The sequence below is a fragment of the Pantoea ananatis PA13 genome (assembly GCF_000233595.1).
GTDB lineage: Bacteria > Pseudomonadota > Gammaproteobacteria > Enterobacterales > Enterobacteriaceae > Pantoea > Pantoea ananatis.
This window is the reverse complement of record NC_017554.1, coordinates 2,975,364-3,000,198: the sequence shown is the minus strand read 5'-3', so window position 1 is coordinate 3,000,198 and position 24,835 is coordinate 2,975,364. Positions and strand designations below refer to the sequence as shown.

General features: G+C 53.6%; 20 protein-coding genes. 11 read left to right on the top strand and 9 right to left on the bottom strand.

The genetic code is table 11. The features are described from left to right. Window positions 1-99 precede the first annotated feature (99 nt). A complete protein-coding gene (asnS, locus tag PAGR_RS14155; RefSeq protein WP_014606184.1) occupies window positions 100-1,500 on the bottom strand; it encodes an asparagine--tRNA ligase in 1,401 nt (466 codons plus the stop codon). Between the two features lie 156 nt (window positions 1,501-1,656). Next, window positions 1,657-2,862 carry a nicotinate phosphoribosyltransferase gene (gene pncB, locus PAGR_RS14150; RefSeq protein WP_024470935.1) on the bottom strand — a complete coding sequence of 402 codons (1,206 nt, stop codon included), beginning with the start codon at window positions 2,860-2,862 and terminating at the stop codon, window positions 1,657-1,659. A 284-nt stretch (window positions 2,863-3,146) separates the two neighbouring features. Here pncB and pepN point away from each other — a divergent pair, with 284 nt between their 5' ends. Then, entirely contained in the window at window positions 3,147-5,762 is a 2,616-nt protein-coding gene (gene pepN, locus PAGR_RS14145; RefSeq protein ID WP_014606183.1) for an aminopeptidase N, read from the top strand. A gap of 33 nt (window positions 5,763-5,795) precedes the next feature. Here pepN and ssuB read toward each other — a convergent pair whose 3' ends face one another. The 5 genes from ssuB to ssuE are packed head-to-tail and all read right to left on the bottom strand — an operon-like array spanning window position 5,796 to window position 10,057. Next, a complete protein-coding gene (ssuB, locus tag PAGR_RS14140) occupies window positions 5,796-6,584 on the bottom strand; it encodes an aliphatic sulfonates ABC transporter ATP-binding protein (protein ID WP_013025261.1) in 789 nt (262 codons plus the stop codon). Beyond that, entirely contained in the window at window positions 6,581-7,372 is a 792-nt protein-coding gene (ssuC, locus tag PAGR_RS14135) for an aliphatic sulfonate ABC transporter permease SsuC (protein ID WP_014606182.1), read from the bottom strand. The genes ssuB and ssuC overlap by 4 nt, the downstream gene beginning before the upstream one ends. 10 nt (window positions 7,373-7,382) lie before the next feature. Next, the gene (gene ssuD, locus PAGR_RS14130) at window positions 7,383-8,531 is read right to left on the bottom strand and encodes an FMNH2-dependent alkanesulfonate monooxygenase (protein ID WP_014593339.1); all 1,149 of its coding nucleotides are present in this window, start codon (window positions 8,529-8,531) and stop codon (window positions 7,383-7,385) included. Window positions 8,532-8,541: 10 nt separating this feature from the next. After that, window positions 8,542-9,495 (bottom strand): sulfonate ABC transporter substrate-binding protein, encoded by a 954-nt coding sequence (locus tag PAGR_RS14125; RefSeq protein ID WP_014606181.1) that lies wholly within the window; start codon window positions 9,493-9,495, stop codon window positions 8,542-8,544. Between the two features lie 10 nt (window positions 9,496-9,505). Beyond that, window positions 9,506-10,057 carry an NADPH-dependent FMN reductase gene (gene ssuE, locus PAGR_RS14120; protein ID WP_013025264.1) on the bottom strand — a complete coding sequence of 184 codons (552 nt, stop codon included), beginning with the start codon at window positions 10,055-10,057 and terminating at the stop codon, window positions 9,506-9,508. A gap of 753 nt (window positions 10,058-10,810) precedes the next feature. Here ssuE and PAGR_RS14115 point away from each other — a divergent pair. The 4 genes from PAGR_RS14115 (at window position 10,811) to PAGR_RS14100 (ending at window position 15,005) form a co-directional block, all read left to right on the top strand. Beyond that, window positions 10,811-11,791, top strand: coding sequence for a glycosyltransferase (locus tag PAGR_RS14115; RefSeq protein WP_014606180.1), 981 nt, complete (start codon window positions 10,811-10,813; stop codon window positions 11,789-11,791). 83 nt (window positions 11,792-11,874) lie between these two features. Continuing rightward, window positions 11,875-13,176, top strand: a complete 1,302-nt coding sequence (locus tag PAGR_RS14110) for a flippase (RefSeq protein WP_013025266.1) — start codon at window positions 11,875-11,877, stop codon at window positions 13,174-13,176. A 134-nt stretch (window positions 13,177-13,310) separates the two neighbouring features. Beyond that, window positions 13,311-14,321: a quinone-dependent dihydroorotate dehydrogenase gene (gene pyrD, locus PAGR_RS14105; protein ID WP_014606179.1), complete on the top strand. Its 1,011-nt coding sequence runs from the start codon at window positions 13,311-13,313 to the stop codon at window positions 14,319-14,321. A 141-nt stretch (window positions 14,322-14,462) separates the two neighbouring features. Continuing rightward, on the top strand, window positions 14,463-15,005 hold the full coding sequence (locus tag PAGR_RS14100) for a cell division protein ZapC (RefSeq protein ID WP_015700640.1): 543 nt from the start codon (window positions 14,463-14,465) through the stop codon (window positions 15,003-15,005). Between the two features lies 1 nt (window position 15,006). Here PAGR_RS14100 and PAGR_RS14095 read toward each other — a convergent pair whose 3' ends face one another. Continuing rightward, on the bottom strand, window positions 15,007-16,116 hold the full coding sequence (locus PAGR_RS14095; protein WP_014606178.1) for a YcbX family protein: 1,110 nt from the start codon (window positions 16,114-16,116) through the stop codon (window positions 15,007-15,009). 109 nt (window positions 16,117-16,225) lie between these two features. On the opposite strand from PAGR_RS14095, the gene rlmKL reads away from it, so the two are divergent. The 6 genes from rlmKL to rmf all read left to right on the top strand — a co-directional run bounded on the left by rlmKL (window position 16,226) and on the right by rmf (window position 24,186). Then, on the top strand, window positions 16,226-18,340 hold the full coding sequence (rlmKL, locus tag PAGR_RS14090) for a bifunctional 23S rRNA (guanine(2069)-N(7))-methyltransferase RlmK/23S rRNA (guanine(2445)-N(2))-methyltransferase RlmL (protein WP_014593346.1): 2,115 nt from the start codon (window positions 16,226-16,228) through the stop codon (window positions 18,338-18,340). Between the two features lie 5 nt (window positions 18,341-18,345). Further along, on the top strand, window positions 18,346-20,265 hold the full coding sequence (locus PAGR_RS14085; RefSeq protein ID WP_013025271.1) for an ABC transporter ATP-binding protein: 1,920 nt from the start codon (window positions 18,346-18,348) through the stop codon (window positions 20,263-20,265). Between the two features lie 16 nt (window positions 20,266-20,281). Beyond that, window positions 20,282-21,550 carry a membrane integrity-associated transporter subunit PqiA gene (gene pqiA, locus PAGR_RS14080; RefSeq protein WP_014606177.1) on the top strand — a complete coding sequence of 423 codons (1,269 nt, stop codon included), beginning with the start codon at window positions 20,282-20,284 and terminating at the stop codon, window positions 21,548-21,550. Beyond that, window positions 21,537-23,180 (top strand): intermembrane transport protein PqiB, encoded by a 1,644-nt coding sequence (pqiB, locus tag PAGR_RS14075; protein ID WP_014606176.1) that lies wholly within the window; start codon window positions 21,537-21,539, stop codon window positions 23,178-23,180. The genes pqiA and pqiB overlap by 14 nt, the downstream gene beginning before the upstream one ends. After that, on the top strand, window positions 23,177-23,764 hold the full coding sequence (gene pqiC / locus PAGR_RS14070) for a membrane integrity-associated transporter subunit PqiC (protein ID WP_014606175.1): 588 nt from the start codon (window positions 23,177-23,179) through the stop codon (window positions 23,762-23,764). The genes pqiB and pqiC overlap by 4 nt, the downstream gene beginning before the upstream one ends. A gap of 254 nt (window positions 23,765-24,018) precedes the next feature. Beyond that, window positions 24,019-24,186: a ribosome modulation factor gene (gene rmf / locus PAGR_RS23225; protein WP_006118662.1), complete on the top strand. Its 168-nt coding sequence runs from the start codon at window positions 24,019-24,021 to the stop codon at window positions 24,184-24,186. 65 nt (window positions 24,187-24,251) lie between these two features. On the opposite strand, the gene fabA is transcribed toward rmf, so the two are convergent. Continuing rightward, on the bottom strand, window positions 24,252-24,770 hold the full coding sequence (fabA, locus tag PAGR_RS14065) for a bifunctional 3-hydroxydecanoyl-ACP dehydratase/trans-2-decenoyl-ACP isomerase (RefSeq protein WP_008925876.1): 519 nt from the start codon (window positions 24,768-24,770) through the stop codon (window positions 24,252-24,254). Window positions 24,771-24,835: the final 65 nt, after the last annotated feature.

The window sequence follows — 24,835 nt, the reverse complement described above, 5'->3', positions numbered from 1 at the left end:
CGGAACTTTGTGAGTCATATCAAAATTTACAAAAATAAAAAAAGGCCGGCGATGCCGACCTCTTTATATATATGAATTTCTTATATTTAATGCTGAAAATCAGAAGTTCGCGTTGCGTGGCGTCCGTGGGAAGGGGATAACATCTCTTACATTTTGTACGCCGGTGACATAGGCGATCAAACGTTCGAAACCTAATCCAAACCCTGAATGTGGCACGGTGCCATAGCGACGCAGATCGCGATACCACCAGTAATCTTCTTTTTTCAGCCCCATCTCTTCCAGACGCGCATCCAGCACATCCAGACGTTCCTCACGCTGAGAACCGCCGATAATTTCACCGATACCCGGCGCTAACACATCCATCGCGGCCACGGTTTTCCCGTCGTCGTTAAGGCGCATATAGAATGCCTTGATATCTTTCGGATAGTTTTTCACCACCACCGGCGCTTTGAAATGCTTCTCGGCAAGATAACGTTCATGTTCAGAGGACAGATCGATGCCCCACGACACCGGGTTCTCAAAGGTCTGCCCGCAGTTCATCAGGATATCGACGGCATCGGTATAATCGACCTGGGCGAAATCGGTGGTAACAAAACGCTCCAGGCGATTAATCGCATCGTTGTCTACGCGCTCGGCAAAAAATGCCATATCGTCTGCACGCTCATCCAGCACGGCTTTGAAGACATACTTGAGCATGGCTTCCGCCAGGGCTGCCGCATCGTCTAATGAGGCGAAAGCGATTTCCGGTTCCAGCATCCAGAACTCTGCCAGATGGCGGCTGGTATTGGAGTTTTCCGCACGGAACGTGGGGCCGAAGGTGTAGATTTTCGACAAGGCGCTGGCGTAGGTTTCACCGTTCAACTGCCCTGAAACCGTCAGGAACGCCTCTTTCCCGAAGAAATCCTCCGAATAGTCGACTTTGCCCTGATCGTTGCGCGGCAGGTTTTCCATGTCCAGCGTCGAAACGCGGAACATCTCACCGGCCCCTTCAGTGTCAGAGGCGGTGATCAGCGGCGTGGAAACCCAAAAATAGCCGTTCTCATGGAAGAAGCGGTGCAGCGCCTGGGCCAGGGTATGACGAACGCGCGCCACGGCGCCAATCAGGTTGGTACGTGGACGCAGGTGGGCCACCTCACGCAGGTATTCGATACTGTGACGTTTTGCCGCCATTGGGTAGCTGTCGGGATCTTCTACCCAGCCCACGACCTCCAGCTTTGTCGCCTGAATTTCGAATGCCTGACCCTGACCCGGAGATGCAACGACCTTACCGGTGACAATGACGGAACAGCCGGTGGTCAGGTGCAGCACTTCGTCCTGATAATTATTCAGAGAATTATTGACGACAGCCTGAACGGGATTAAAGCAGGAGCCGTCATAGACAGCGATAAAGGAAAGACCGGCTTTGGAATCTCTTCGGGTACGCACCCAACCACGTACGGTGACTTCACTGTCAACCGCGACGCGACCGTGCAGTACATCCGCTACAGGCACTACGCTCATAAATATCTCTCTATATAGAAGAAGTGTGTGAATGAATTCCCCAGAGTGGGGTGTAGCTATGTTACTTGTGAGTCAACAGGAAACAAGCAAAATTCAGGGGAATAACCGATTTATTGCAGGAAGGCGGGGCGCGATAACGCCCCGATAACAAAGACGCTAGCTGGCTTTTTTAACCAGTGGCAGATCAAAGGCTTTTCTCAGAGCCTTAACGAACGCTTTATCCTGACAGATGGTTTTACCTGGGCTGTCGGAAAGCTTGGCGACCGGCTTACCATTGCACTGCACCAGCTTGATCACGATATTGAGCGGCGTAACGCCAGGAATATCACAAGTCAGGCGCGTGCCGATGCCGAAGACGACGTTGGTACGCTGACCAAAGTGGCGATACAGCGCCAGCGATTTATCCAGATTGAGGTTATCTGAGAACACCAGCATTTTCGTGAGCGGATCGATACCCAACTTCTGATAATGGGCCAGCGCTTTTTCGCCCCACTCAACCGGGTCACCTGAATCGTGACGCAGCCCTTGGTAACGGCGGGCGAACACCGGGCCGAAATCCCGCAGGAAGGCATCCATGGCGATACAGTCCGTGAGTGCAATGCCCAGCTTGTCGTCATATTCATCCAGCCAGGCCTGTAAGGCAGCGCGCTGACTGTTCGCCAGTACCGGGCTGATTTGCTGAAAAGCCTGGAACCACTCGTGGGCCTGAGTACCCACTGGCGTGAGTGCGAGGCGACGGGCCAGATCGTAGTTACTGGTGCCCATCAGCCAGGGAAAATCCTGTTTCAGCGTGCTGACGATCGATTCCTGCACATCCTGGGAATAGCGGCGGCGGGTACCAAAATCCATCAGGCGAAAACGTGACATGTCAGTGTCGGCAACCTGAGTCTTAAAGGTAGCGAGTTTCTGATGCAGAAAATCCACGGCCTGCTGGCTGCTGATGGCCGGTGTACGGTGGCGATGGACCACTTCACTGATCAAGGCCAACAGGGGGACTTCCCACATGATCACTTCCCGCCAGGGGCCCTGAATACGAATAGCCAGCTTGCCATGATGATTGCGAACTTCTACCTGCTGCGGGTCGTAGCGAAAATTTCGCAGCCAGTTAAGGTAGTCATCAGCAAAGAAGGGCAGATCAGATAACCAGGCATATTCAGCATCGGTCAGCGCCAGTGCCTGCATGGCGTCAATGGCTGTACGGATCTCGTCAGCATAAAAACCCAGCAATTCGTCGCTACGGCAGCGAAACTCCGCGGCCACCGTGACATCATGGTAACGGTGGAATACGGCTTGCTGCATATGGAGCTTATAAGCATCCGTATCCAGCAGCGAAGTCAGTATCGGGGAAGCATGTCCTGTCATGGCGCGTTTCGGCATCCTGTTCGGTGGCGCAGAGCCCGGTGTATTAAACGTCGTAAAAGACGCAAAAGTATAAATCACTAATAGACAGCGATCACAGCATATTTCAGGATAGCGAGTCGAGGACGAAATGTGTCATTGTTAACAAATTGTAGCCATTCTACCTGATGTGCACGTTGTGCATGCTAAGCTCGGCGCATCATGCTTAGACGTTTGACGCGTAAGGCTTATACTTGAGTGAATAATGCAAAGACGTTGATGAATAACTACTTAATGCGGGACGGAATATGACGCAGCAGCCACAAATAAAATATCGACACGATTATCGTGCACCAGACTACACCATCACCGATATCGATTTAACCTTTGAACTCGATGAAAGCACCACGCGGGTGACGGCGGTGAGTCAGGTTAAGCGTCAGGGAGACAGCCAGGCTGAACTGCGTCTGGACGGCGAAGATCTGACGCTGATCTCGCTGGAAGTGGATGGACAGGCCTGGACGGCCTGGCGTGAAGAGGCGGGTTGCCTGGTGCTCAGCCAGTTACCGGACAGCTTTACGCTGAAAATCGTCAATGACATTCATCCCGATCGTAACAGTGCCCTTGAAGGCTTATACAAATCGGGTGAAGCGCTCTGTACCCAGTGTGAAGCCGAAGGCTTTCGGCATATTACCTGGTATTTAGATCGCCCCGACGTGCTGGCACGCTTCACGACCACCGTCATTGCCGACGGCAGCCGTTATCCTTTCCTGCTGTCTAACGGAAATCGCATTGACAGCGGTCAGGACGACAAGGGCCGTAACTGGGTGAAGTGGCAGGATCCGTTTCCTAAGCCCTGTTATTTGTTTGCGCTGGTCGCGGGCGACTTTGACGTGCTGCGTGACAGCTTTACTACGCGTTCGGGTCGGAATGTTGCGTTGGAGATCTTCGTCGATCGCGGCAATCTGGATCGTGCCGACTGGGCGATGACGTCATTAAAGAACAGCATGAAGTGGGATGAGGAGCGTTTCGGCCTGGAGTATGACCTCGACATCTTTATGATTGTTGCGGTGGACTTCTTCAACATGGGGGCCATGGAGAATAAAGGACTTAACGTTTTCAACTCCAAATACGTGCTGGCCAAAGCCGAAACCGCCACCGATAAAGATTATCTGGGGATTGAGGCGGTCATCGGTCATGAATATTTCCACAACTGGACCGGTAACCGTGTGACCTGTCGCGACTGGTTCCAGCTGAGCCTGAAAGAGGGGCTGACCGTGTTTCGCGATCAGGAGTTCAGTTCCGACCTGGGATCGCGTGCGGTAAACCGAATCGATAATGTGCGCATTATGCGCGGCGCGCAGTTTGCCGAGGACGCCAGCCCGATGGCGCACCCGATCCGCCCGGATCAGGTTATCGAGATGAACAACTTCTACACCTTGACGGTGTATGAAAAGGGATCAGAAGTGATCCGTATGATGCACACCTTGCTGGGCGAAGCGAATTTCCAGAAGGGCATGCAGCTCTATTTCGAACGTCATGACGGTAGCGCGGCGACCTGTGATGATTTCGTTCAGGCCATGGAAGACGCGTCTAACGTTGATCTTTCCCAGTTCCGTCGCTGGTACAGTCAGTCAGGTACACCTACGCTCTCGGTACGTGATGACTACAATCCGGAACTGGAGCAGTACACGCTTCACGTGACGCAGCACACGCCGCCGACGGCCGAGCAGAAAGAGAAACTGCCTCTGCATATCCCGCTGGACATCGAACTGTATGACGGACAGGGTAAGGTCATTCCGTTGCAGCACAACGGTCATCCGGTGCATAACGTGTTGAACGTAACGGAAGAGTTCCAGACCTTTATTTTTGACAACGTTTACTTCCAGCCGGTGCCATCGCTGCTGCGTGAGTTTTCCGCGCCGGTGAAGCTCGACTACAAGTGGAGCGACGCGCAGCTGACGTTCCTGATGCGTCATGCAAGCAACGATTTTTCACGTTGGGACGCGGCGCAAAGTCTGTTGGCGACCTACCTGCGCCTCAATGTCGCGCGCCATCAGCAGGGCCAGCATCTGTCGCTGCCGTTGCATGTCGCTGATGCCTTTCGCACGGTGCTGCTGGATGCCAACAGCGATCCGGCGCTGACCGCTCTGATTCTGTCGCTGCCTGGCGAAAACGAAATCGCCGAACTGTTTGAGATTATCGATCCTCAGGCAATTGCACTGGTGCGCGAAGCTCTGGTTCGTACCCTGGCGCGGGAACTGGCAGATGAATTCTTTGCCGTTTATAACGCCAATCAGCAGGCGGAGTACCACGTTGATCATGCGGAAATCGGCAAACGTTCGCTGAAGAACATCTGTCTGTACTATCTGGCGTTTGGTGATATGGATCTGGCGGATAAACTGGTGCAGGCGCAATACCACCATGCCAATAACATGACGGATTCCCTGGCGGCACTCTCCGCTGCGGTGGCGGCACAGTTACCCTGTCGTGATGCGCTGTTAGCCGACTATGATGAGCGCTGGCACAAGGATGGCCTGGTCATGGACAAATGGTTTATGTTGCAGGCTACCAGCCCGGCGCAGAATGCCTTACTCAACGTGCGCCGTTTACTGTCACATCGTTCCTTCAGTATGGGCAACCCGAATCGCATCCGTTCACTGATTGGCGCTTTTGCTTCGGGTAATCCTTCCGCCTTCCACGCCGAAGACGGCAGCGGATATCGTTTCCTGGTGGAGATGCTGACGGATCTGAACACCCGCAATCCGCAGGTGGCTTCGCGTATGATTGAGCCATTAATTCGTCTGAAACGTTACGATGCCCACCGTCAGGCGCTGATGCGCCAGGCGCTGGAACAGTTACAAGGACTGGATAAACTGTCAGGCGATCTGTACGAGAAAATCACCAAGGCACTGAATGCCTGATAAGAAACGGCGGGCAAAATGCCCGCCGTTTCTTTAACGCTGTTGCGCGTAGCGGGGGGGCTTTTCTGCCGCGCCGCGGCGCATCACCCGATCCAGCACTTCGGCTTCCAGCTCTGCCAGACGCGCCGAGCCTCGTCGCCGTGGCCGGGGCAAATCGACCTGCAAATCCAGTCCTATCTGGCCTTCCTCTATCAGTAATACCCGATCAGCCATCGCGACCGCTTCACTGACATCGTGCGTGACCAACAGAACCGTGAAGTGGTACTGCTGCCACAGCGATTCGATGAGCTCCTGCATCTCGATTCGCGTTAAGGCGTCCAGCGCACCCAGAGGCTCATCCAGCAACAGCAGGCCGGGACGGTGAATTAACGCCCGGGCCAGTGCCACGCGCTGTTTCTGCCCACCGGATAAAGCGGCAGGCCAGTCTTGCGCTCTGTCCGCCAGGCCTACCGCTTCCAGCGCCTCCAGGGCGGCTTTACGCCATGCCTTGCCACGCAGGCCGAGAGAGACGTTATCAATCACTTTTTTCCACGGCAGCAGTCGCGCATCCTGGAACATTAACCGGGTTTCTTCACGTGCGGTCTGCAGCGGCGCATTGCCTGCCAGCAGCTCGCCCTGGGTCGTGCTTTCCAGACCGGCCAGCAGACGCAGCAGGGTGCTTTTACCGCAACCGCTGCGGCCGACTACGGCAACAAACTGGCCGGAAGGAATATGCAGATCGATATGATTCAGAATGGTGCGTTCACCGTATTTTTTACTGACGCCCTTCACACCTACGGGGGTACCCGCATTCAGACGCGCCGGGCTGGCGGAGTTTATCATGCTGTTTTCTCCTGACGTTGATAGGCCGGATGCCAGCGTAACCAGACGCGTTCCAGCAGCAGTGCGCTGACATCAGCCAGTTTTCCCAGCAGGGCATAAAGAATAATGGCGACCATCACCACATCGGTTTGCAGAAATTCACGGGCATTCATGGCCAGATAGCCAATCCCTGCGTTAGCCGAAATTGTCTCGGCGACGATCAGGGTCAGCCACATCAACCCCAAAGCAAAGCGGACGCCCACCATGATGCTCGGTAACGCACCCGGTAAGATCACCTGAACAAACAGGCTCCAGCCGGATAAGCCGTAGCTACGGGCCATCTCAACCAGCCCACGATCCACATTACGAATACCGTGATAGGTATTCAGGTAGATGGGAAACAGCGTACCCAGCGCCACCAGAAAAATTTTGGCTGACTCATCAATGCCAAACCACAGAATGACCAATGGGATCAGCGCAAGATGGGGCACGTTACGTAACATTTGCAGCGAAGTATCCAGCAAACGCTCACCCAGTCGCGAAGTGCCGGTAATTAATCCCAGTACCAGGCCGAGCGATCCGCCAATGCTGAAGCCAAGTAACGCTCGCCAGCTGCTGATGGCGAGATGCTGCCAGAGCTCTCCGCTGACAGCCAACTGCCAAAAGGTCGTCACAATCTTTTCCGGCGCTGGCAGGATACGGCTGGACAACCAGCCGGTCTGTGACGCAACTTGCCAGACCACCACCAGTAACACCGGCAGCAGCCAGGGCACCAGCGCCGCTGAGAAGGATTGACGTAGTCTGGTCATCGTTATCTCCTCATGCCCGCGCGGCTTTTTTCTCTGGCGTAAAATCATTGGCGACCGCTTCACCGTGCGCCTGAACAACACGAGGCTGGGGAATCTGGGGAATAGCCAGATCCAGATGGGGGAACAGCAGCTCGCCGACGCGATAAGCCTCTTCCAGATGCGGATAACCAGAGAGAATAAAGGTTTCAATGCCCAGGGCTTCGTACTCTTTCATGCGAGCCGCTACGGTAGGCGCATCGCCAACCAGCGCGGTGCCTGCCCCGCTGCGCACCAGCCCAACGCCAGCCCAAAGGTTGGGGCTGATTTCCAGTTTATCGCGGCGTCCGCCGTGCAGGGCGGCCATGCGCTGTTGGCCTACCGAGTCGGTGCGCTGGAAGGCACTTTGTGCTTTGGCGATGGTGGCATCATCCACATTCGCGATCAGCTTATCGGCTGCCTGCCAGGCTTCCTCATTGGTTTCTCGCACGATGACATGCAGCCGGATGCCAAACCGGACTTTTCGGCCCTGTGCTGCGGCTTTCGCCCGCACCTGCTCAATTTTTTCTTTCACCAGTGCAGGCGGTTCTCCCCAAGTGAGGTACACATCAACCTGTTCGGCAGCCAGATCCTGAGCGGGCTCTGACGAACCCCCGAACCACAGCGGCGGACGAGGCTGCTGTACCGGCTTAAACATCAGACGCGCACCTCGTACATGCACGTGCTTGCCTTCGTAATCCACCGTTTCGCCTTCCAGCACGCGGCGCCAGACGCGGGTAAATTCGGCCGATTCTGCATAGCGCTCACGGTGGTCAAGAAAGACGCCATCACCGGCCAGTTCCTCGGGATCGCCCCCGGTCACCAGGTTGAACAACGCGCGTCCGTTGGAAAGACGATCGAGCGTTGCAGCCTGACGCGCCGCCTGGGTGGGGGAAATCACGCCAGGACGCAGCGCGACAAGGAAGCGCAGACGCTGCGTAACGGGGATCAGCGATGCCGCCACCAGCCAGGCATCCTCGCAGGAACGCCCGGTAGGGATCAGTACGCCGCCAAATCCCAGACGATCGGCAGCCTGGGCAACCTGTTGTAAATAGGCATGATCAACCGGACGCGCGCCCTCAGCCGTGCCAAGATAATGGCCGTCACCATGGGTTGGAAGGAACCAGAATACGGAAACACTCATTTTTCTCTCCTTATTGCGTCACGGCCTGGGGATGCCAGATGCGCTCGGCAATCGATACTTTTACGGGAATCAGATGATTGGCATAAAACAGATCGGCGGTTTTCTGCTGCATAGCAACCGTGCGCGCACTGACCGGACTGACCGGGCTGGGTGGACGGTGGTCCAGGTTGCTGGCAATGACGGCCTCAGGCAGACCGATCGATGTCGAAAGCAGATGAATACTCTGGTCACGTTCGCTACGCGTCAGGGCTTCGGCATCACTAAAGGCTTTTAACGTCGCTAAGACGAAGTCATTGTGTTCCTGCGCAAAATGGCGGGTTGCAAGGTAGAACGGTCCCGTCTGGTTCAGCGTGGTGCCGTCTTTCAACACGCGGACATTGCCCTGAAGCAGTACGGCAGAATAGTAGGGGTCCCATATTGCCCAGGCGTCCACGTTACCCTGCTGGAAAGCGGCGCGCGCATCGGCTGGCGTCAGATAAACCGGCTGGATATCTTTGATACTGAGACCCGCTTCTTCCAGCGCACGCAACAGCAGATTGTGCGAGCTGGAACCCTTTTGGAACGCCACCTTTTTGCCTTTGAGATCGGCAACCGACTTCAACGGACTGTTCTGGCTGACCAGGATGACCTCAGCTTTCGGCTTAGGCGGCTCTGAGCCGATATACAGCAAATCCGCCCCGGCTGCCTGGGCGAAAATAGGCGGAATATCACCGGTGCTGCCAATATCAATACTGTTAACGTTCAGCGCTTCCAGCATTTGCGGTCCGGCCGGGAATTCGATCCATTGAATACGGGTAGCAGGGAAACGCTTCTCCAGCAGCTGATGCTCCTTGGCCAGCACCATACTGACCGATCCTTTTTGATAGCCGATGCGAACCTGTGCAGGGGCGGGTTCTGCGGCATTCACCTGTGCGCCTGCCACGAACATCCCTGCCATTAACCACGCGCTGATTATTCGTTTCATCATTGTTTCCTTACACAGCCAGGGCAACGGGCTGATGACGTCGGGACAGCGCCAGCCAGAACGTGTGCACCGCTTCCTCCAGACGGGTAGCCAGTACCGGATCCAGTTCCGGCTGGCGATCATAGTGATGAATTTGTTTATCTTCGGCGTAAACACCATGAAGCACTTCTTCGGCTTTCAGGGCGTTTAATACGGGCTTGAGTGCGTAATCCAGGGCCAGCATATGGCCAGCGCTGCCCCCGCTGGCTAACGGCAGCACCACTTTGTGGGCCAGCGCGCGTTCAGGTAACAGATCCAAAACGGTTTTTAGCGCGCCCGAGAAAGACGCCTTATAAACCGGCGTGGCAATGACCAGGCCATCAGCCTGAGCCAGGTCTTCGCTCAGGGCGAGAATAGCCGGGGAATCGAAGCGGGCGTTGATCAGATCCTCAGGCTGAAAGTTATGAATATTCCAGGGAATAACCTCAACACCGGATGCTTCCAGTTTGCGCTGGCACAGCGCTAATAACGATGTGGACCGTGAAGGAAATCTCGGACTACCTGCCAGGGTGAGCACTCTCATTACGACTCCTTATAACTGAAAGTTATTGATTATCTTTTGTTGAGAACTGATGCTTTCATCCTGGCAGAGGCGACGGCACGGCTTAAATGATTTTTCTGACAATCTAAAGGTGAAAACCGGCAAAAGGCCTGAAGCGAGACCGCCGCGTCTCTGAGAAAGACCTGATGCGACAAATCTTAAAAACGCCAGGACGGGAGAGTCGATACATTAATCCGGGTGAATAAAATTCGTTTAAACCTGGAAATCCGTACATTTGGTTACTTGAGTATCAGAAAAGTGAAACATTCAGGTGAAACGAAAAACACGCCTTTCGCTTTTTTAAATTCACAGGAGGAAGGAAAAAGAAAAAAGAATTAAAATTCAACGTTATTTAACGCGATGGCGAGAGGGGATTAGGAATAGTTGCATCAGGCGGTGCGTGTTAAGTGCAGCAGTCTGGCGAAGTTTTTAACAACAATTCATTTTTAGTTACAGATGTCCGGCCTAAACCCCCCCTGAACAGACGGCCGTGCCTAAATGGTTCCTCAACGGGGAGATGATTATCAGCGAGCTATTCTTCAGATTTTCTAACCATGGTTTTTGTCACATTCGGACCCTGTTGAGATTGAGGCAGGCATTTTAGTCATTCAGGCAGTAAAATGTCTCTGCTCAATGTAAGCGCCTGTTATTTTAAAATTACTATTCGCCTTTGGTCAGTGCCTGTCTCGGGCTGGTGGATTTATTTGTCCTTTTCTAACAGCAGAGAAAACCTGTATGTCTGACATCCTGTTATCGGTCATTATTCCCACTTACAATGTTGAAAAATATATTGTCGAATGTGTGGATTCATTATTAAGACAAATTAGCGCGCCAAACGAAATTATCATTGTTAACGACAGTTCTACCGATGGAACCGTGGCGTTAATTGAACAGCACTATGGCCATCTTCCTCAGGTGAAACTGATCACTATTGCCAACGGTGGCGCAGGTAATGCGCGTGATAAAGGCGTTGAGGTCGCTGAAGGGCAGTTCGTTTTCTTTTGCGACCCGGATGATGTGGTGGTGGAAGGATTCGTCAATGAGCTGGCCCAGGTTGTCGACAATTATCCCGATACCGATTTATTTTGTTTTAATTCCAGCGCTTACCGCGAAGACAAACCGGACGTGACGTGGCCTAAAGTCAGGCATAACCTGACCGGCATTCAGAAGCCACAGGATGTCCTGCTAAGTTTGCTGCATAATGGCTCCTATACGTCGGCGGCCTGGAATTATGTGGTAAGAAAAACCGTTATCCAGCAGCATCATTTGCGCTTCGTCGATCGCGTGCATGAAGATCACAAATTTACCTTATCGGTATTTATGCATTGCCAACAGGCATGGGTCACTCGCCAGACGTATTACAAACAGCGTATCCGCGTTGGATCACTGACTAACAGCAGTAAAAGTCCATCCTTTTTCGCCCAACGTTACAATGCGTTTATTGCCACCTATGACACCTTATGTTGTGCGCAGACCCAAAGTGAATTAAAAAAGGCGCTGGAAAAAGCTTACCTTATTCACTCCTTCCGTTTAATGATCTATCTGTCGCTCTACAATCAAACGCCTGTACCGGAATATGTGCTCAATGCGATTCGATATCTGGGGCGCCGAATTAAAGCCGGCAGCCTCAAAGAATGGCTGCTGCTTAACCGTCCGGAAACCTTCATTTTATTGCAAAGCCATAAAGTGAAGAAAGAACTCAAACGCGTTCCGTAATTCCTAAAAATGGGACCTGATGTTGTTTGCACCTGAGCGAAATGAGAAGGTGAGACATGCAATGTGTATAAGGTTGTTGCGACATGGCAAAAGTGCTCGATAAAAGTTTAGTAGTGAATATCTTATCTTTGCTGGCGTACCGGGGAGCCTCGTTCCTGTTTCCGCTGGCGACGCTCCCCTATCTGGCGCGCGTGCTGGGGGTGGACCATATGGGGATTCTGGCGCTGGCGATTGCCTGCGTCCTTTACTGCAGTACCATCTCCGACTGGGGATTCAATGTTTTTACTACCAAGGACATTGCCCATCACCGTGACGATAAGGCACGTGTTACCCAGCTTTTTTGGTCCACCTTTAACGCCAAGCTGATGCTGTTACTGGTGACCAGCGGTACGTTACTCACTGCGACGTGGTTTAATCCGTCCTGGCATTCGCTGTTCTTTATTATTCTGGCCAACTGCACCACCTTAATCGGCTCACTGTTTTCGTTTGGCTGGTTAATGCAGGGCTTCGAAAAGCTGGGCAAAACCGCAGTGATTGCCACTTTTGGTAACTTTTGTGCCATTCCGCTCACGTTCCTACTGGTTAAAACGCCGGACGATACCTGGCTGGCTGCGTTGATACCGGGCGCGGTATCGATCATCAATGCCATCATTACGCTGAAGTTTGTGCTGGAAATGAAGGTGATTGGCGCGTATCGCTTTGAACCACGCGAAATCAAACAGCGCATTACCGACAGTGCCGATGTCTTTATTGCCATCGCAGGTGCCAATCTGTTTAACAGCGTAAACGTCGTGATTCTGGCGTCGTTTACCTCGCACTATATGGTGGGGATCTATAACGGTGCGGACAGGCTGCGCAAGGCCGCCAACTCGGTGCCGGAGCAGATTGGTAGCGCGTTTTTCCCCCGCGTAAGCCACTTATTTGGGCGTGATAAAGCCGCTGCAGTGGCGGCGACGCGCAAAAGCCTGATGCTGTCGTTTGCGTTGAGCCTGTCTATCGTGATCTTCACCTGGCTGTTTGCCGATGAGGTTGTCGCACTGCTGTTAGGGAAAGACTTCCTGCCGTCAGCGGATGTGCTGCGCGTCTTTGTACTCTGCTTCCTGTTTGGCAATATTGCCTATCCGGCGGGCCTGCAGATTTTGATTCCGCATGGACTGGCGCGGCAACGTATGATGGTAATGATGGTTGCGGGGGTGGTTAACGTCCCGGTGTGCTGTCTGCTGGCATGGAAGTTTGGGGCCATCGGTGCGGCCTGGTCGATGGTGCTGGCCGAGGTGCTGGTCTGTATTGGTATCTTCGGCATTATGGTGCGGCATAACATCTGGCGCGACTATGCTTTCCCGGACAGGCTGAATTCCCGTACAGCAAACGATTCCGTTGTGTAAGATCAAAACGACTTTAAACAGTCTCCCGACTTAGCGCCCCGCGATTTACTTTTGCGCCAGAGCACCTTACCATTCTGGCGCACAATTTCCCGTGCACTGATTTTCACCATCGCTTCCGTCTTCCAGGAGAGTGCATGTTTTACTCAATTGTCCGACCGGCGTTGTTCAGGCTCGATCCTGAACGTGCGCACCATCTCACCTTTCAGCAATTACGCTTTATGAGCGGCACGCCGCTGGAAATGATCATTCGCCAGCATTTACCCTCGCGTCCGGTTACCTGCATGGGGCTGACCTTCGACAATGCTCTTGGCCTGGCGGCGGGCCTGGATAAAAACGCCGAGTGTATTGATGCATTTGGGGCAATGGGGTTCGGCTTTGTGGAGGTCGGAACAGTCACGCCGCGCGCGCAGGCGGGCAATGACAAGCCACGCATGTTTCGCTTAGTGGAAGCCGAAGGGATTATTAACCGCATGGGATTTAATAATCTCGGCGTTGATAACCTGGTTGAAAACGTAAAAAAATCCCGCTTTAAAGGCGTACTCGGGATCAATATTGGCAAAAATAAAGACACACCCGTGGAGCAGGGAAAAGACGATTATCTGATCTGTATGGAGAAGGTGTACGCGCACGCCGGTTATATTGCGATCAATATTTCATCACCCAATACGCCGGGTTTACGCTCGTTACAATATGGTGAGGCGCTGGACGATCTGCTCATTTCCATAAAAGCCAAACAGAAAGATCTGGAAAAACGGCATCTCAAATATGTGCCGGTGGCTGTTAAGATCGCGCCGGATCTTTCTGAAGACGAATTGATCCAGGTTGCCGACAGTTTAATACGTCACCAAATTGATGGTGTCATTGCGACCAATACCACGCTCGATCGTTCTCTGGTAAAGGGCCTGAAATATGGCGAAGAAATCGGTGGATTAAGTGGTCGTCCGGTACAGTCGCGCAGTACCGCCGTCATCCAGCGACTGTCGCAGGAGTTACAGGGAAGATTGCCCATTATTGGCGTAGGCGGTATTGATTCGCTTACTGCTGCGCGTGAAAAAATAGCAGCGGGCGCGACGTTGGTTCAAATTTATTCTGGCTTTATTTATAAAGGGCCCGGTTTAATTAAAGATATCGTGACCCATATCTAAGACATTCGCCATAATAATGCGCCGGGGGGTTTATTTATCCCTCCGGCTCGTTTATATTTTGTCCTGTTGCACGATTTTTCAGCATGCATTTTTATTTTATGGATTTTTAGCTTTAGCGCAGCGGTAAATACAGGGCACATGATGAAAATTAAACCCGATGACAAATGGCGTTGGTTCTACGACGCAGAGCACGACCGTATGATGCTCGATCTGGCTGACGGTATGCTTTTTCGTTCCCGCTATGCACGTAAAATGCTGACCCCTGATGCTTTCACCGAATCCGGATTCTGTGTTGACGATGCGGCTCTTTATTTCACGTTCGAAGAGAAGTGTCGTCAAAGCCCGCTAAGCAGCGACCAGCGTGCCGAGCTGGTTTTAAATGCGCTGGTTGCCGCACGTTTCCTGAAGCCACTGATGCCGAAAAGCTGGCATTTCTCCGCGCACCGCCAGCCTATGCAGCCTGCGGTGGGTGAGATGGTGGCGGTGACGCTGGCGGACAGCGGCGAGCAGGCGCGTCTGCTGGTGGTTGAAAACGGTGATAATGCCGCACTCTGCTTACTGGCACAGCCCGCTCTGACGCTGGCGGGCAAGGGGATGGTGCTCGGCGATGCGATTAAAGTGATGAACGATCGGCTACAACCGCACCAGCAGGAAAAAACCACGCGCTATGCGCGCGCGGTGTAATTCAGATCACCTCGATATCGCTTGCAGGAATACAGCTGCAACTCAATATAGTGCCATCGTGACGGATGGCGCTTTGCTTTAAGGCGTTCACCTTTCCCGCAACCAGCGTTATTTTACAACTGCCGCACAGACCCGCCCGACACGAATAGGGAATGCGAAAGCCCTGGGCTTCAAGCTGCTCAAGTAAGACCTGCTGATTATCACCGCTGAAACGCTGGCCCTGCCAGGTGATGGTTACCTGCGCGGCGGGTTGCCGTTGCGGTTTCAGTGTTTCAGTCACCTCTCCTGGACCATAGGCGCGCGGCGACTGGCGTTTCAGTATCCTGACGTCGTCGCCAGCGCGAATAATACCGCTGTTGAGCGCGATCAGATTCAGGCCAAAATCAATGTCCCCGCTGCCGTCCTGCGCTGTCCGAAAGCCCTGCAGCGTGGTCAAAGGTTGCCCCTCAGGATGCTTCTGACCACTTTCCACGCCAATCGTGGTAAAAACACAGCGGCTACAGGGTTTTGGAACGGCGAAATTAACCTGACCGATAGCGATCTCCGCCCAGCTGTCTTCATCCCACGCAGGTGCGCCACTCACGACCAGGTTTGGCCTGAATTGTTCGATTCGCACGCTGGCGGGACAGCGCTGCTGTAAATCCTGCAGCGAAGCACTGTTCACGAGCAGGTAGGGATATCCATCGGCAAAGCCCAGTGGCACATCGGTAAAACGTTTGACGCGGCGTGAAGGCTGCGGTCCGACCCAGCGTAGCTGCACCGGTCGTGGAAAGAACGCACTCAGCCACTGGTTGATCGTCTCGGGTGCGATTCGTGAGGTAAACGTATTGCCCCAGACCTCCGTGGGCAGCTCAGCATGGGTAAAGTCGGCAAAACGAATGAGTGACTGGCTCCCGTCGGGGGCCTGTAAGAACAGACCGCCTGGCGTAATCGCCGGCGTGAACTGCACCATCTCCGGAAACTGACGCGCCGTAATAAAGGTTCCGTCAGGTTCGGTCACCATAAAAATACGGTCATAGGTTAACCCGCTAGTGGCAGCCCAGGCATGTGAGACCTGCAACCCGCGCATGGATTTTACGGGATGGATAAATAAGCGGGAAAGCGTGATCATGAAAGTCTCCAGAAGCGGGCGCGCAAGACAAAAGAAGCTAACTTTATGACATAGGTCTGCGATTCGCTATAATGCGCAACAATTTTCTCAAGAGTAAAAAAGTGACGATATGAATTCTCTGTTTGCCAGCACGGCGCGTGGGCTCGAAGAGCTGTTAAAAAATGAGCTGGACGCGCTGGGCGCGCAGGATTTGCAAGTGGTACAGGGAGGCGTTCACTTCAAGGCCGATGACCGCGTAATGTACCAAAGCCTGATGTGGAGTCGTCTGGCTTCGCGTATTTTGCTGCCTCTGACCGAGGTCGGCGTTTACAGCGATCTCGATCTCTATCTGGGCGTGCAGGGCATTGACTGGCCCGCCATGTTCGGTAGCGACAAAACCTTCGTGGTGCACTTTAATGGCACCAACGATGAGATCCGTAACAGCCAGTTTGGCGCGCTGCGCGTCAAAGATGCGATTGTCGACAGTTTTACACGTCGTAACCTGGCACGCCCGGACGTCGATCGTGAACAGGCCGATATTCGTATTAACGTCTGGCTTGATGACGACCGCGCCAGTATAGCTCTGGACTTAAGCGGCAGTGCCCTGCATCAGCGCGGCTATCGTCAGCAAACGGGTCAGGCGCCGCTGAAAGAAAACCTGGCCGCAGCGATTGTGATGCGTTCAGGTTGGCAGCCGTCCACGCCGCTCATCGATCCGATGTGTGGTTCAGGCACGTTACTGATCGAAGCTGCGCTGATGGCCTGCGACCGCGCGCCGGGTTTACTGCGTAACCAGTGGGGCTTCACGGCATGGGCCGGTTTTAACGAAAGCCTGTGGCGCGAGGTCAAGAGCGATGCTCAGGCCCGTGCCCGTGCCGGGACGGCGGCGTGCCAGGCGCGCTTTTTTGGTTATGACAATAATGGACGGGTGCTGGAATGGGCAAAAGCGAATGCACGTCGTGCCGGCGTTTTTGAACTGTTCACCTTTGGCCAACAGGATTTGCTGAAGCTGCAGAATCCTCTTCAGACTGAGGTGACGGGAACGGTGCTCAGTAACCCACCTTACGGTGAACGTCTTGAAAGTGAGCCTGCGCTTATTGCGCTGCACAGCCAGCTTGGCCGGTTGATGAAGCAGCACTTCGCCGGCTGGAATCTGTCGCTGTTTAGCGCATCGCCCGAACTACTGAGCTGTCTGCAACTGCGTGCCGACCGTCAGTTCAAAGCCAAAAATGGCCCGCTGGACTGTGTGCAGAAAAACTATCAGCTGTCGGCCAACAGCGCTGAGCGCGGTAATCAGATTGCTGAAGATTACGCGAACCGCTTGCGCAAAAACCTCAAGAAGCTGGATAAGTGGGCGCGCCAGGAAGGTATCGAGTGCTACCGCATTTATGACGCCGATCTGCCGGACTATAATGTGGCCGTGGATCGCTATGCGGACTGGGTGGTGGTGCAGGAATATGCGCCACCCAAAACCATCGACGCGAATAAAGCCCGTCAACGCCTGTTTGACGTGATTAGTGCCACCCTGAGCGTGCTGGCGCTGCCGTCAAACCGCTTAATCCTCAAGACGCGCGAACGTCAGAAGGGCAAAGCGCAGTATCAAAAGCTGAGTGAGAAGGGCGACTATTTTGAAGTGCAGGAATTTAACGCCCGTTTCCTGGTGAACCTGACTGACTATCTGGATACGGGATTGTTCCTCGATCACCGTATTGCCCGCAAGATGCTGGGTCAGATGAGTCAGGGCAAGGATTTCCTGAACCTGTTTGCTTACACCGGCTCTGCCAGCGTGCATGCGGGTCTGGGCGGCGCACGCTCTACCACCACCGTGGATATGTCGCGTACCTATCTGGAGTGGGCAGAGCGTAACCTGCGGCTGAACGGCCTCACCGGTCGTCAGCATCGCCTGCTGCATGCCGACTGCCTGAGCTGGCTGAACGAGAGCGACGAAAATTTCGACCTGATCTTTATCGATCCGCCCACGTTCTCTAACTCAAAACGTATGGAAGAGAGTTTTGATGTGCAGCGCGATCATATGATGCTGATGCGTAACCTGAAACGGCTGTTGCGTAAAGGCGGTACTATCATGTTCTCGAATAATAAACGTGGTTTCAAAATGGATCTGGATGGCCTTAACGCATTAGGGCTCCAGGCTCAGGACATCACTCAGAAAACCCTGTCACAGGATTTTGCGCGTAATCGCCAAATTCATAACTGCTGGCTGATCACTCATGCTGGTAAGGAATAAGTTTCATGTCATTGATTAGTATCCACGGCGCTTATCTGTCTTTTAGCGATGCGCCTCTGTTAGACAATACCGAACTGCATATCGAAGAAAATGAGCGCGTGTGTCTGGTTGGCCGAAACGGGGCGGGCAAATCCACACTAATGAAAATCATCAACGGCGAGCAGCCGCTGGATGACGGACGCATCATTTATGAAACCGATCTGGTCGTGGCGCGGCTCCAGCAGGATCCGCCGCGCAATATCACCGGATCTGTTTATGATTTTGTGGCAGAGGGCGTCGAAGAGCAGGCGGAGCATCTCAAAGCCTACCATGCGATCTCGCACCAGGTGATGGACGATCCCAGTGATAAAAATCTCAATGAGATGGCGCGTCTGCAGGGCATCCTGGATCATCACAATTTGTGGCAGCTGGAAAGTCGTATCATGGACGTGCTGCAGCAGATTGGTCTGTCGCCGGACACTGAACTGTCGTCTCTGTCCGGTGGCTGGTTGCGTAAAGCCGCGCTGGGGCGTGCGCTGGTCAGTAATCCTCGCGTACTGATGCTGGACGAGCCCACCAACCACCTTGATATTGAAACGATTGACTGGCTGGAGACCTTCCTGAAAAGCTTCAGCGGCAGTATCGTCTTTATCTCTCACGACCGTTCTTTTATCCGTAATATGGCCACCCGTATTGTGGATCTGGACCGCGGCAAGCTGGTTTCCTGGCCGGGTAACTACGACGCGTATCTGGAAGGCAAAGAAGAAGCCCTGCGCGTTGAAGAGATGCAAAATGCTGAGTTTGACCGCAAGCTGGCACAGGAAGAAGTCTGGATCCGTCAGGGCATCAAAGCACGTCGAACCCGTAATGAAGGCCGCGTTCGGGCGTTAAAAGCCTTACGTCGCGAGCGTTCAGAACGCCGTGAAGTCATGGGCAAAGCCAATATGCAGGTCGGTGAAGCATCACGCTCCGGCAAAATTGTCTTTGAACTGGAAAACGTGGACTACGCGGTAGACGGCAAGCAGCTGGTGAAAGATTTCTCAGCCCAGGTGCAGCGCGGGGACAAGATCGCCCTGATTGGGCCGAACGGCTGTGGTAAAACCACGTTACTGCGTCTGATGCTGCAACAGCTGAAGGCCGATCACGGTCGTGTGCACTCCGGGACCAAACTTGAAGTGGCCTATTTCGATCAGCACCGTGCGGAACTCGATCCCGATCGGACCGTGATGGACAACCTGGCGGAAGGCAAACAAGAGGTGCTGGTCAATGGTAAACCGCGTCACGTGCTGGGCTATCTGCAGGATTTCCTGTTCCATCCTAAACGCGCGATGACGCCGGTCAGGGCGCTGTCGGGTGGGGAGCGTAACCGCCTGCTGCTGGCGCGTCTGTTCCTGCGTCCCAGTAACCTGATGATCCTTGATGAACCGACCAATGACCTTGATGTGGAAACGCTGGAGCTGCTGGAAGAGCTCATCGACGGTTACCAGGGCACAGTGCTGCTGGTCAGTCACGATCGTCAGTTCGTTGACAACACCGTAACCGAATGCTGGATTTTTGAAGGCAACGGCGAGATAGGGACCTTTGTCGGCGGCTATCACGATGCGCAGCAGCAGCGCGCAGCGTACAAACAGCAAAAGGTGCAGGGCTCAGCAAAGGGGACAAATAGTGCCCTCAAGCCTGCCGATGCGAAAAATGACGCTGCCAAACGTAACGCGAACAAACTAAGCTATAACCTGACGCGTGAACTGGAACAGTTACCGCAAAAGCTGGAACAGTTAGAGGCGCGTATTGGCGAGCTTCAGGCCAAAATGAGTCATCCGGATTTTTTCAGTCAGCCACACGATAAAACGCAGCCGGTGCTCGATGAACTGGCTGACGTCGAACAGCAGCTGGAAACCGCCTTTGCGCGTTGGGAAGAGCTGGAATCAATGAGAAACGGCGCATAGTCATTAAGGGGCGGGAATGTGTTCAGCAGACAAAACGAACGCGTGGATGCTCTGTCCACAGTGCGACTTAATGGTAAAACTGCCGGCCATTCCCGTTGGCAGTCGAGCGTCCTGTCCGCGCTGCCATACCTCCCTGACCGTCAACTGGTCGGAGCCGCGTAAGCGTCCGACCGGTTACGCGCTGGCCGCGCTGTTTATGCTGGTGCTTGCCAATCTGTTTCCGTTTATCACCATGAAAGTCGCCGGGCTGTCCAGTCAGATCAGCCTGATGCAAATCCCCAGGGTGATGGTGGCCGACGATTACGCCAGCCTGGCCACACTGTTCCTGTTGTTTGTCCAGGGAATTCCCGCCTTTTGTATGATCACCATTGTCCTGCTGGTCAATCAGATGAAAATGCCCGTCAGCCTGAAACTGGGCCTGGCGCGTATCCTTTTTCATATGCGCAACTGGGGAATGGCAGAAATCTTCATGGCCGGGGTGCTGGTTAGTTTCGTCAAGCTCATGGCCTATGGCGAAATTGGCCTCGAAACCAGCTTCTGGCCCTGGTGTCTGTTTTGTCTTTTGCAACTGCGCGCGTTTCAGTGTCTGGATCGCCGCTGGCTGTGGGATCGTATTGAAGCGATGCCGTCTTTACCCCATGCGCCCCAGGCAGGCGTAAGCGGATTAAGCCAGGGCCTGCGCTCCTGTCCGTGCTGCACTGCGGTGTTACCTGTGACACAGCGGGAATGTCCGCGCTGCGGCGTGGTTGCCGATGCCCGCCGTAAACACAGCCTGCAGTGGACACTGGCGCTGCTGATAACCTCCGTTATGCTTTATGTGCCCGCCAATCTGCTGCCGATTATGATTACCGAAACGCTGGGATCGGCGATGCCCTCGAACATCATGGCCGGGGTAATTTTACTTTGGGGCGATGGATCTTATCCGGTCGCGCTGGTGATTTTTATCGCCAGTATTATGGTTCCGTCTCTGAAGATGCTGGCGATTGGCTGGCTGTGCTGGGATGCCAGCGGACGCGGGCAGCGCGACAGCCATAAAATGCACCTGATCTATGAGGTGGTTGAGTTTGTTGGGCGTTGGTCAATGATCGACGTCTTTGTGATTGCCGTGCTCTCCGCGCTGGTGCGTATGGGACAGTTAATGAAAGTGTATCCGGCATGGGGAGCGGTGTTGTTTGCGCTGGTGGTGATTCTGACCATGATTGCAGCAATGACGTTTGACCCGCGCTTAACCTGGGATCGTGCTGGTGAGAAAAATATGAAGGAGCCGCATCTTGACGGAAAATAATCACGGTCATGCCAAAGTGGATCAGATTAAGCGCTGGTCACCGGTATGGATCGTCCCTATTGTCACGCTGTTAATTGGCGGCTGGATTCTGTTTTATCATTTTAGTCATCAGGGACCGGAAGTGACGCTGATCACCGAGAGCGCAGAGGGAATTGAAGCGGGTAAAACCACCATCAAAAGTCGCAGCGTCAATGTCGGTGTGGTCGAGAGTGCCGTCCTCACAGACGATCTCCATCACGTTGAGATTAAAGCCCGACTGAATTCAGGTATGGAAAAGCTGTTGCACAGCGACAGCGTATTTTGGGTCGTTAAGCCGCAGGTCGGTCGCGAAGGCATTACGGGCTTAGGAACGCTGCTGTCTGGTGCCTATATCGAGCTGCAGCCGGGTACCAAAAAAGATCCCCTGGATCAGTACACCTTGCTGGATGCGCCGCCGTTAGCGCCGCCTGATGCGAAGGGCATTCGTATTACACTCGACAGCAAAAAAGCGGGGCAGCTTAACGCTGGCGATCCGGTGCTGTTTCGCGGCTATCGTGTCGGCACCGTTGAAACCAGCAGCTTCGACACCGATAAGCGCATGATGACCTATCAGCTGTTTGTCGCCGCCCCCTACGATCGTCTGGTGACGACGAATGTGCGTTTCTGGAAAGACAGCGGCATCGCGGTGGATATGTCGGCATCAGGCATGCGGGTTGAAATGGGGTCGCTCACCACGCTGTTTAGCGGCGGGGTCAGCTTTGACGTGCCTGACGGCTGGGATTTAGGTAAGGCGGCGCAGAATCAGGCTGAATATCACCTGTTTGACGATCAGCGCAGTATTCAGGATTCACTGTATACCAATCATATCGACTATCTGATGTTCTTCTCTGATTCGATTCGTGGATTGCAGGTGGGCGCGCCGGTTGAATTCCGCGGCATTCGTCTGGGTACCGTTGCGGAGGTGCCGTTCATGAATGCGGGCACTGCGCAGGCGCTGAATAATGACTACCGCGTGCCGGTGTTGATTCGCATTGAACCCGATCGCTTTATTAGCCGTCTGGGTGAAAACTTCGATCTTGAGCAGCATCTGCAGGACGGTAAGAAACGTGGCCTGCGCGGAACGTTGAAAACCGGCAACCTGTTGTCTGGCGCGCTGTTTGTCGATATCGACTTCTATGACAATGCCCCTGCCTATAAAGGGCCAGATAAAGTCGCGGGTTATGAAGTGATCCCGACGGTGAGTGGTGGCCTGAGCCAGATTCAGCAGAAACTGATGGCTGCGCTGGATAAAATTAACGGTCTACCGCTCAACAATATGGTGTCGGAAGCCACCGGAACGCTGAAGGAGAGCCAGAAAACTCTGCGCGATCTGCAACGTACCATCGACAACATTAACGTTGTAACCAGCAGTCCGGCGATGAAAACGCTGCCGGAAGAGACGCAGCAAACGCTACGTGAGCTCAACCGCAGTATGAAAGGCCTGCAGCCTGGCTCACCGGCCTACAGCAAGCTGGTGGGCGATATGCAACGGCTTGATCAGGTGCTGCGCGAACTGCAGCCAGTGCTGAAGACGCTAAATGCCAAAAGTAATGCGTTAGTGTTTGAAGCAAAACCGGGACAGGATCCCCAGCCGAAGAGGGCAAAACAATGAAAAAAGGACTCGTTTTTTTGGCCGCTCTCGCACTGAGTGCCTGTAGCAGCACGGTCAATACCACTTACTATCAGCTGCCCTCAGGGGCGGCCTCGATGCAGGTGATCGGCAGTGAGGCAAATGCACAGCCGACCTTATGGGTACAGCAGGTTGTGGTTCCGGACTATCTGGCGGGTAATGGGCTGGTGTATCAAACCAGCGATGTTAAATACGTTATCGCCGCCAATAATTTGTGGGCCAGCCCGCTCGATCAGCAGCTACAGCAAACGATGATAACCAATCTCACCAAAGCGTTACCGGGTCGGCTGGTGACTCAGACGTTAATGGGGCAGGAACATGACACCCTGAACATTACGGTCAACGATTTCCAGGGACGCTATGACGGCAAAGCGGTCATTAGCGGGCAGTGGACGCTGGAACATCAGGGACGCTTCACAAAGCAGGCTTTCAACCTGGTGTTGCCACAGCAGGAAGATGGCTATGATGCCCTTGTCAAAACCCTTGCTCAGGGCTGGCAGCAAATTGCGCAACAGATTGCCCGCAATGTGGCTCTGAGAATTCGACAGGAACGGGCTTGTAGTTAACCTGTTGTTTCGGTTAGAGCTTATTTTCTGACATAACATCGGGTTTCTATATAAATCATGTGGATAAAGCAATAGGCTTACATCACGAAACAGAAAATTCATGTCTACTTCAGGTCACATTTGTGACATTGGCGTGAATATTGCGCATTGATCTTTTCATACAGAGCGAGTAAAACAAAAGGGTGGCTGAACATTTATTAGTCACCTTTTTCTTTCCACCAGATTCCACAGACCTTACATGAGGGACACGGAGTATGAAGAGACAGAAACGAGACCGCCTTGAGCGCGCCCATTCACGTGGTTATCAAGCAGGTATTACAGGACGCTCTAAAGAGATGTGTCCGTATCAAATGATAGATGCTAAGTCTCACTGGTTGGGAGGTTGGCGACAAGCCATGGAGGACAGGTCGGCTGCTGCTTAGCCGGATGTCACTGAAAAGGGATATAACCTCCGCACTAAGCGGAGGTTTTCGTTTCTGGGGAACGATTAGAACGCTGCGGTATCTTTAAACAGACCGACTTTTAAATCGCTGGCGGTGTAAATCAGATTACCGTCAACCAGCACTTCACCATCTGCAACGCCCATCACCAGTTTACGGTTGATCACACGCTTGAAGTGAATACGGTAGGTGACTTTTTTCGCCTCTGGCAGAACCTGGCCAGTGAATTTAACCTCGCCCACACCCAGCGCACGGCCTTTGCCTTCGCCGCCCAACCAGCCGAGATAGAAGCCAACCAACTGCCACATTGCATCAAGACCCAAGCAGCCGGGCATCACCGGATCGCCAATAAAGTGGCAACCAAAGAACCACAGGTCCGGATTGATATCCAGTTCAGCTTCTACGAAGCCTTTATCGTATTTACCGCCGTCTTCGGTCATTTTGACCACGCGGTCCATCATCAGCATATTGCCGGATGGAAGCGGCGGACCATTTTCGCCGAACAGTTCACCGCGACCGGACAGAATCAGGTCTTCTTTGGTATAGGATTCGCGTTTATCTACCATGTTCTTAATATGCCTTCTTTTAGTGAATCACGAATATTAGCGAACAGTTGTACGCTGAGCAAACA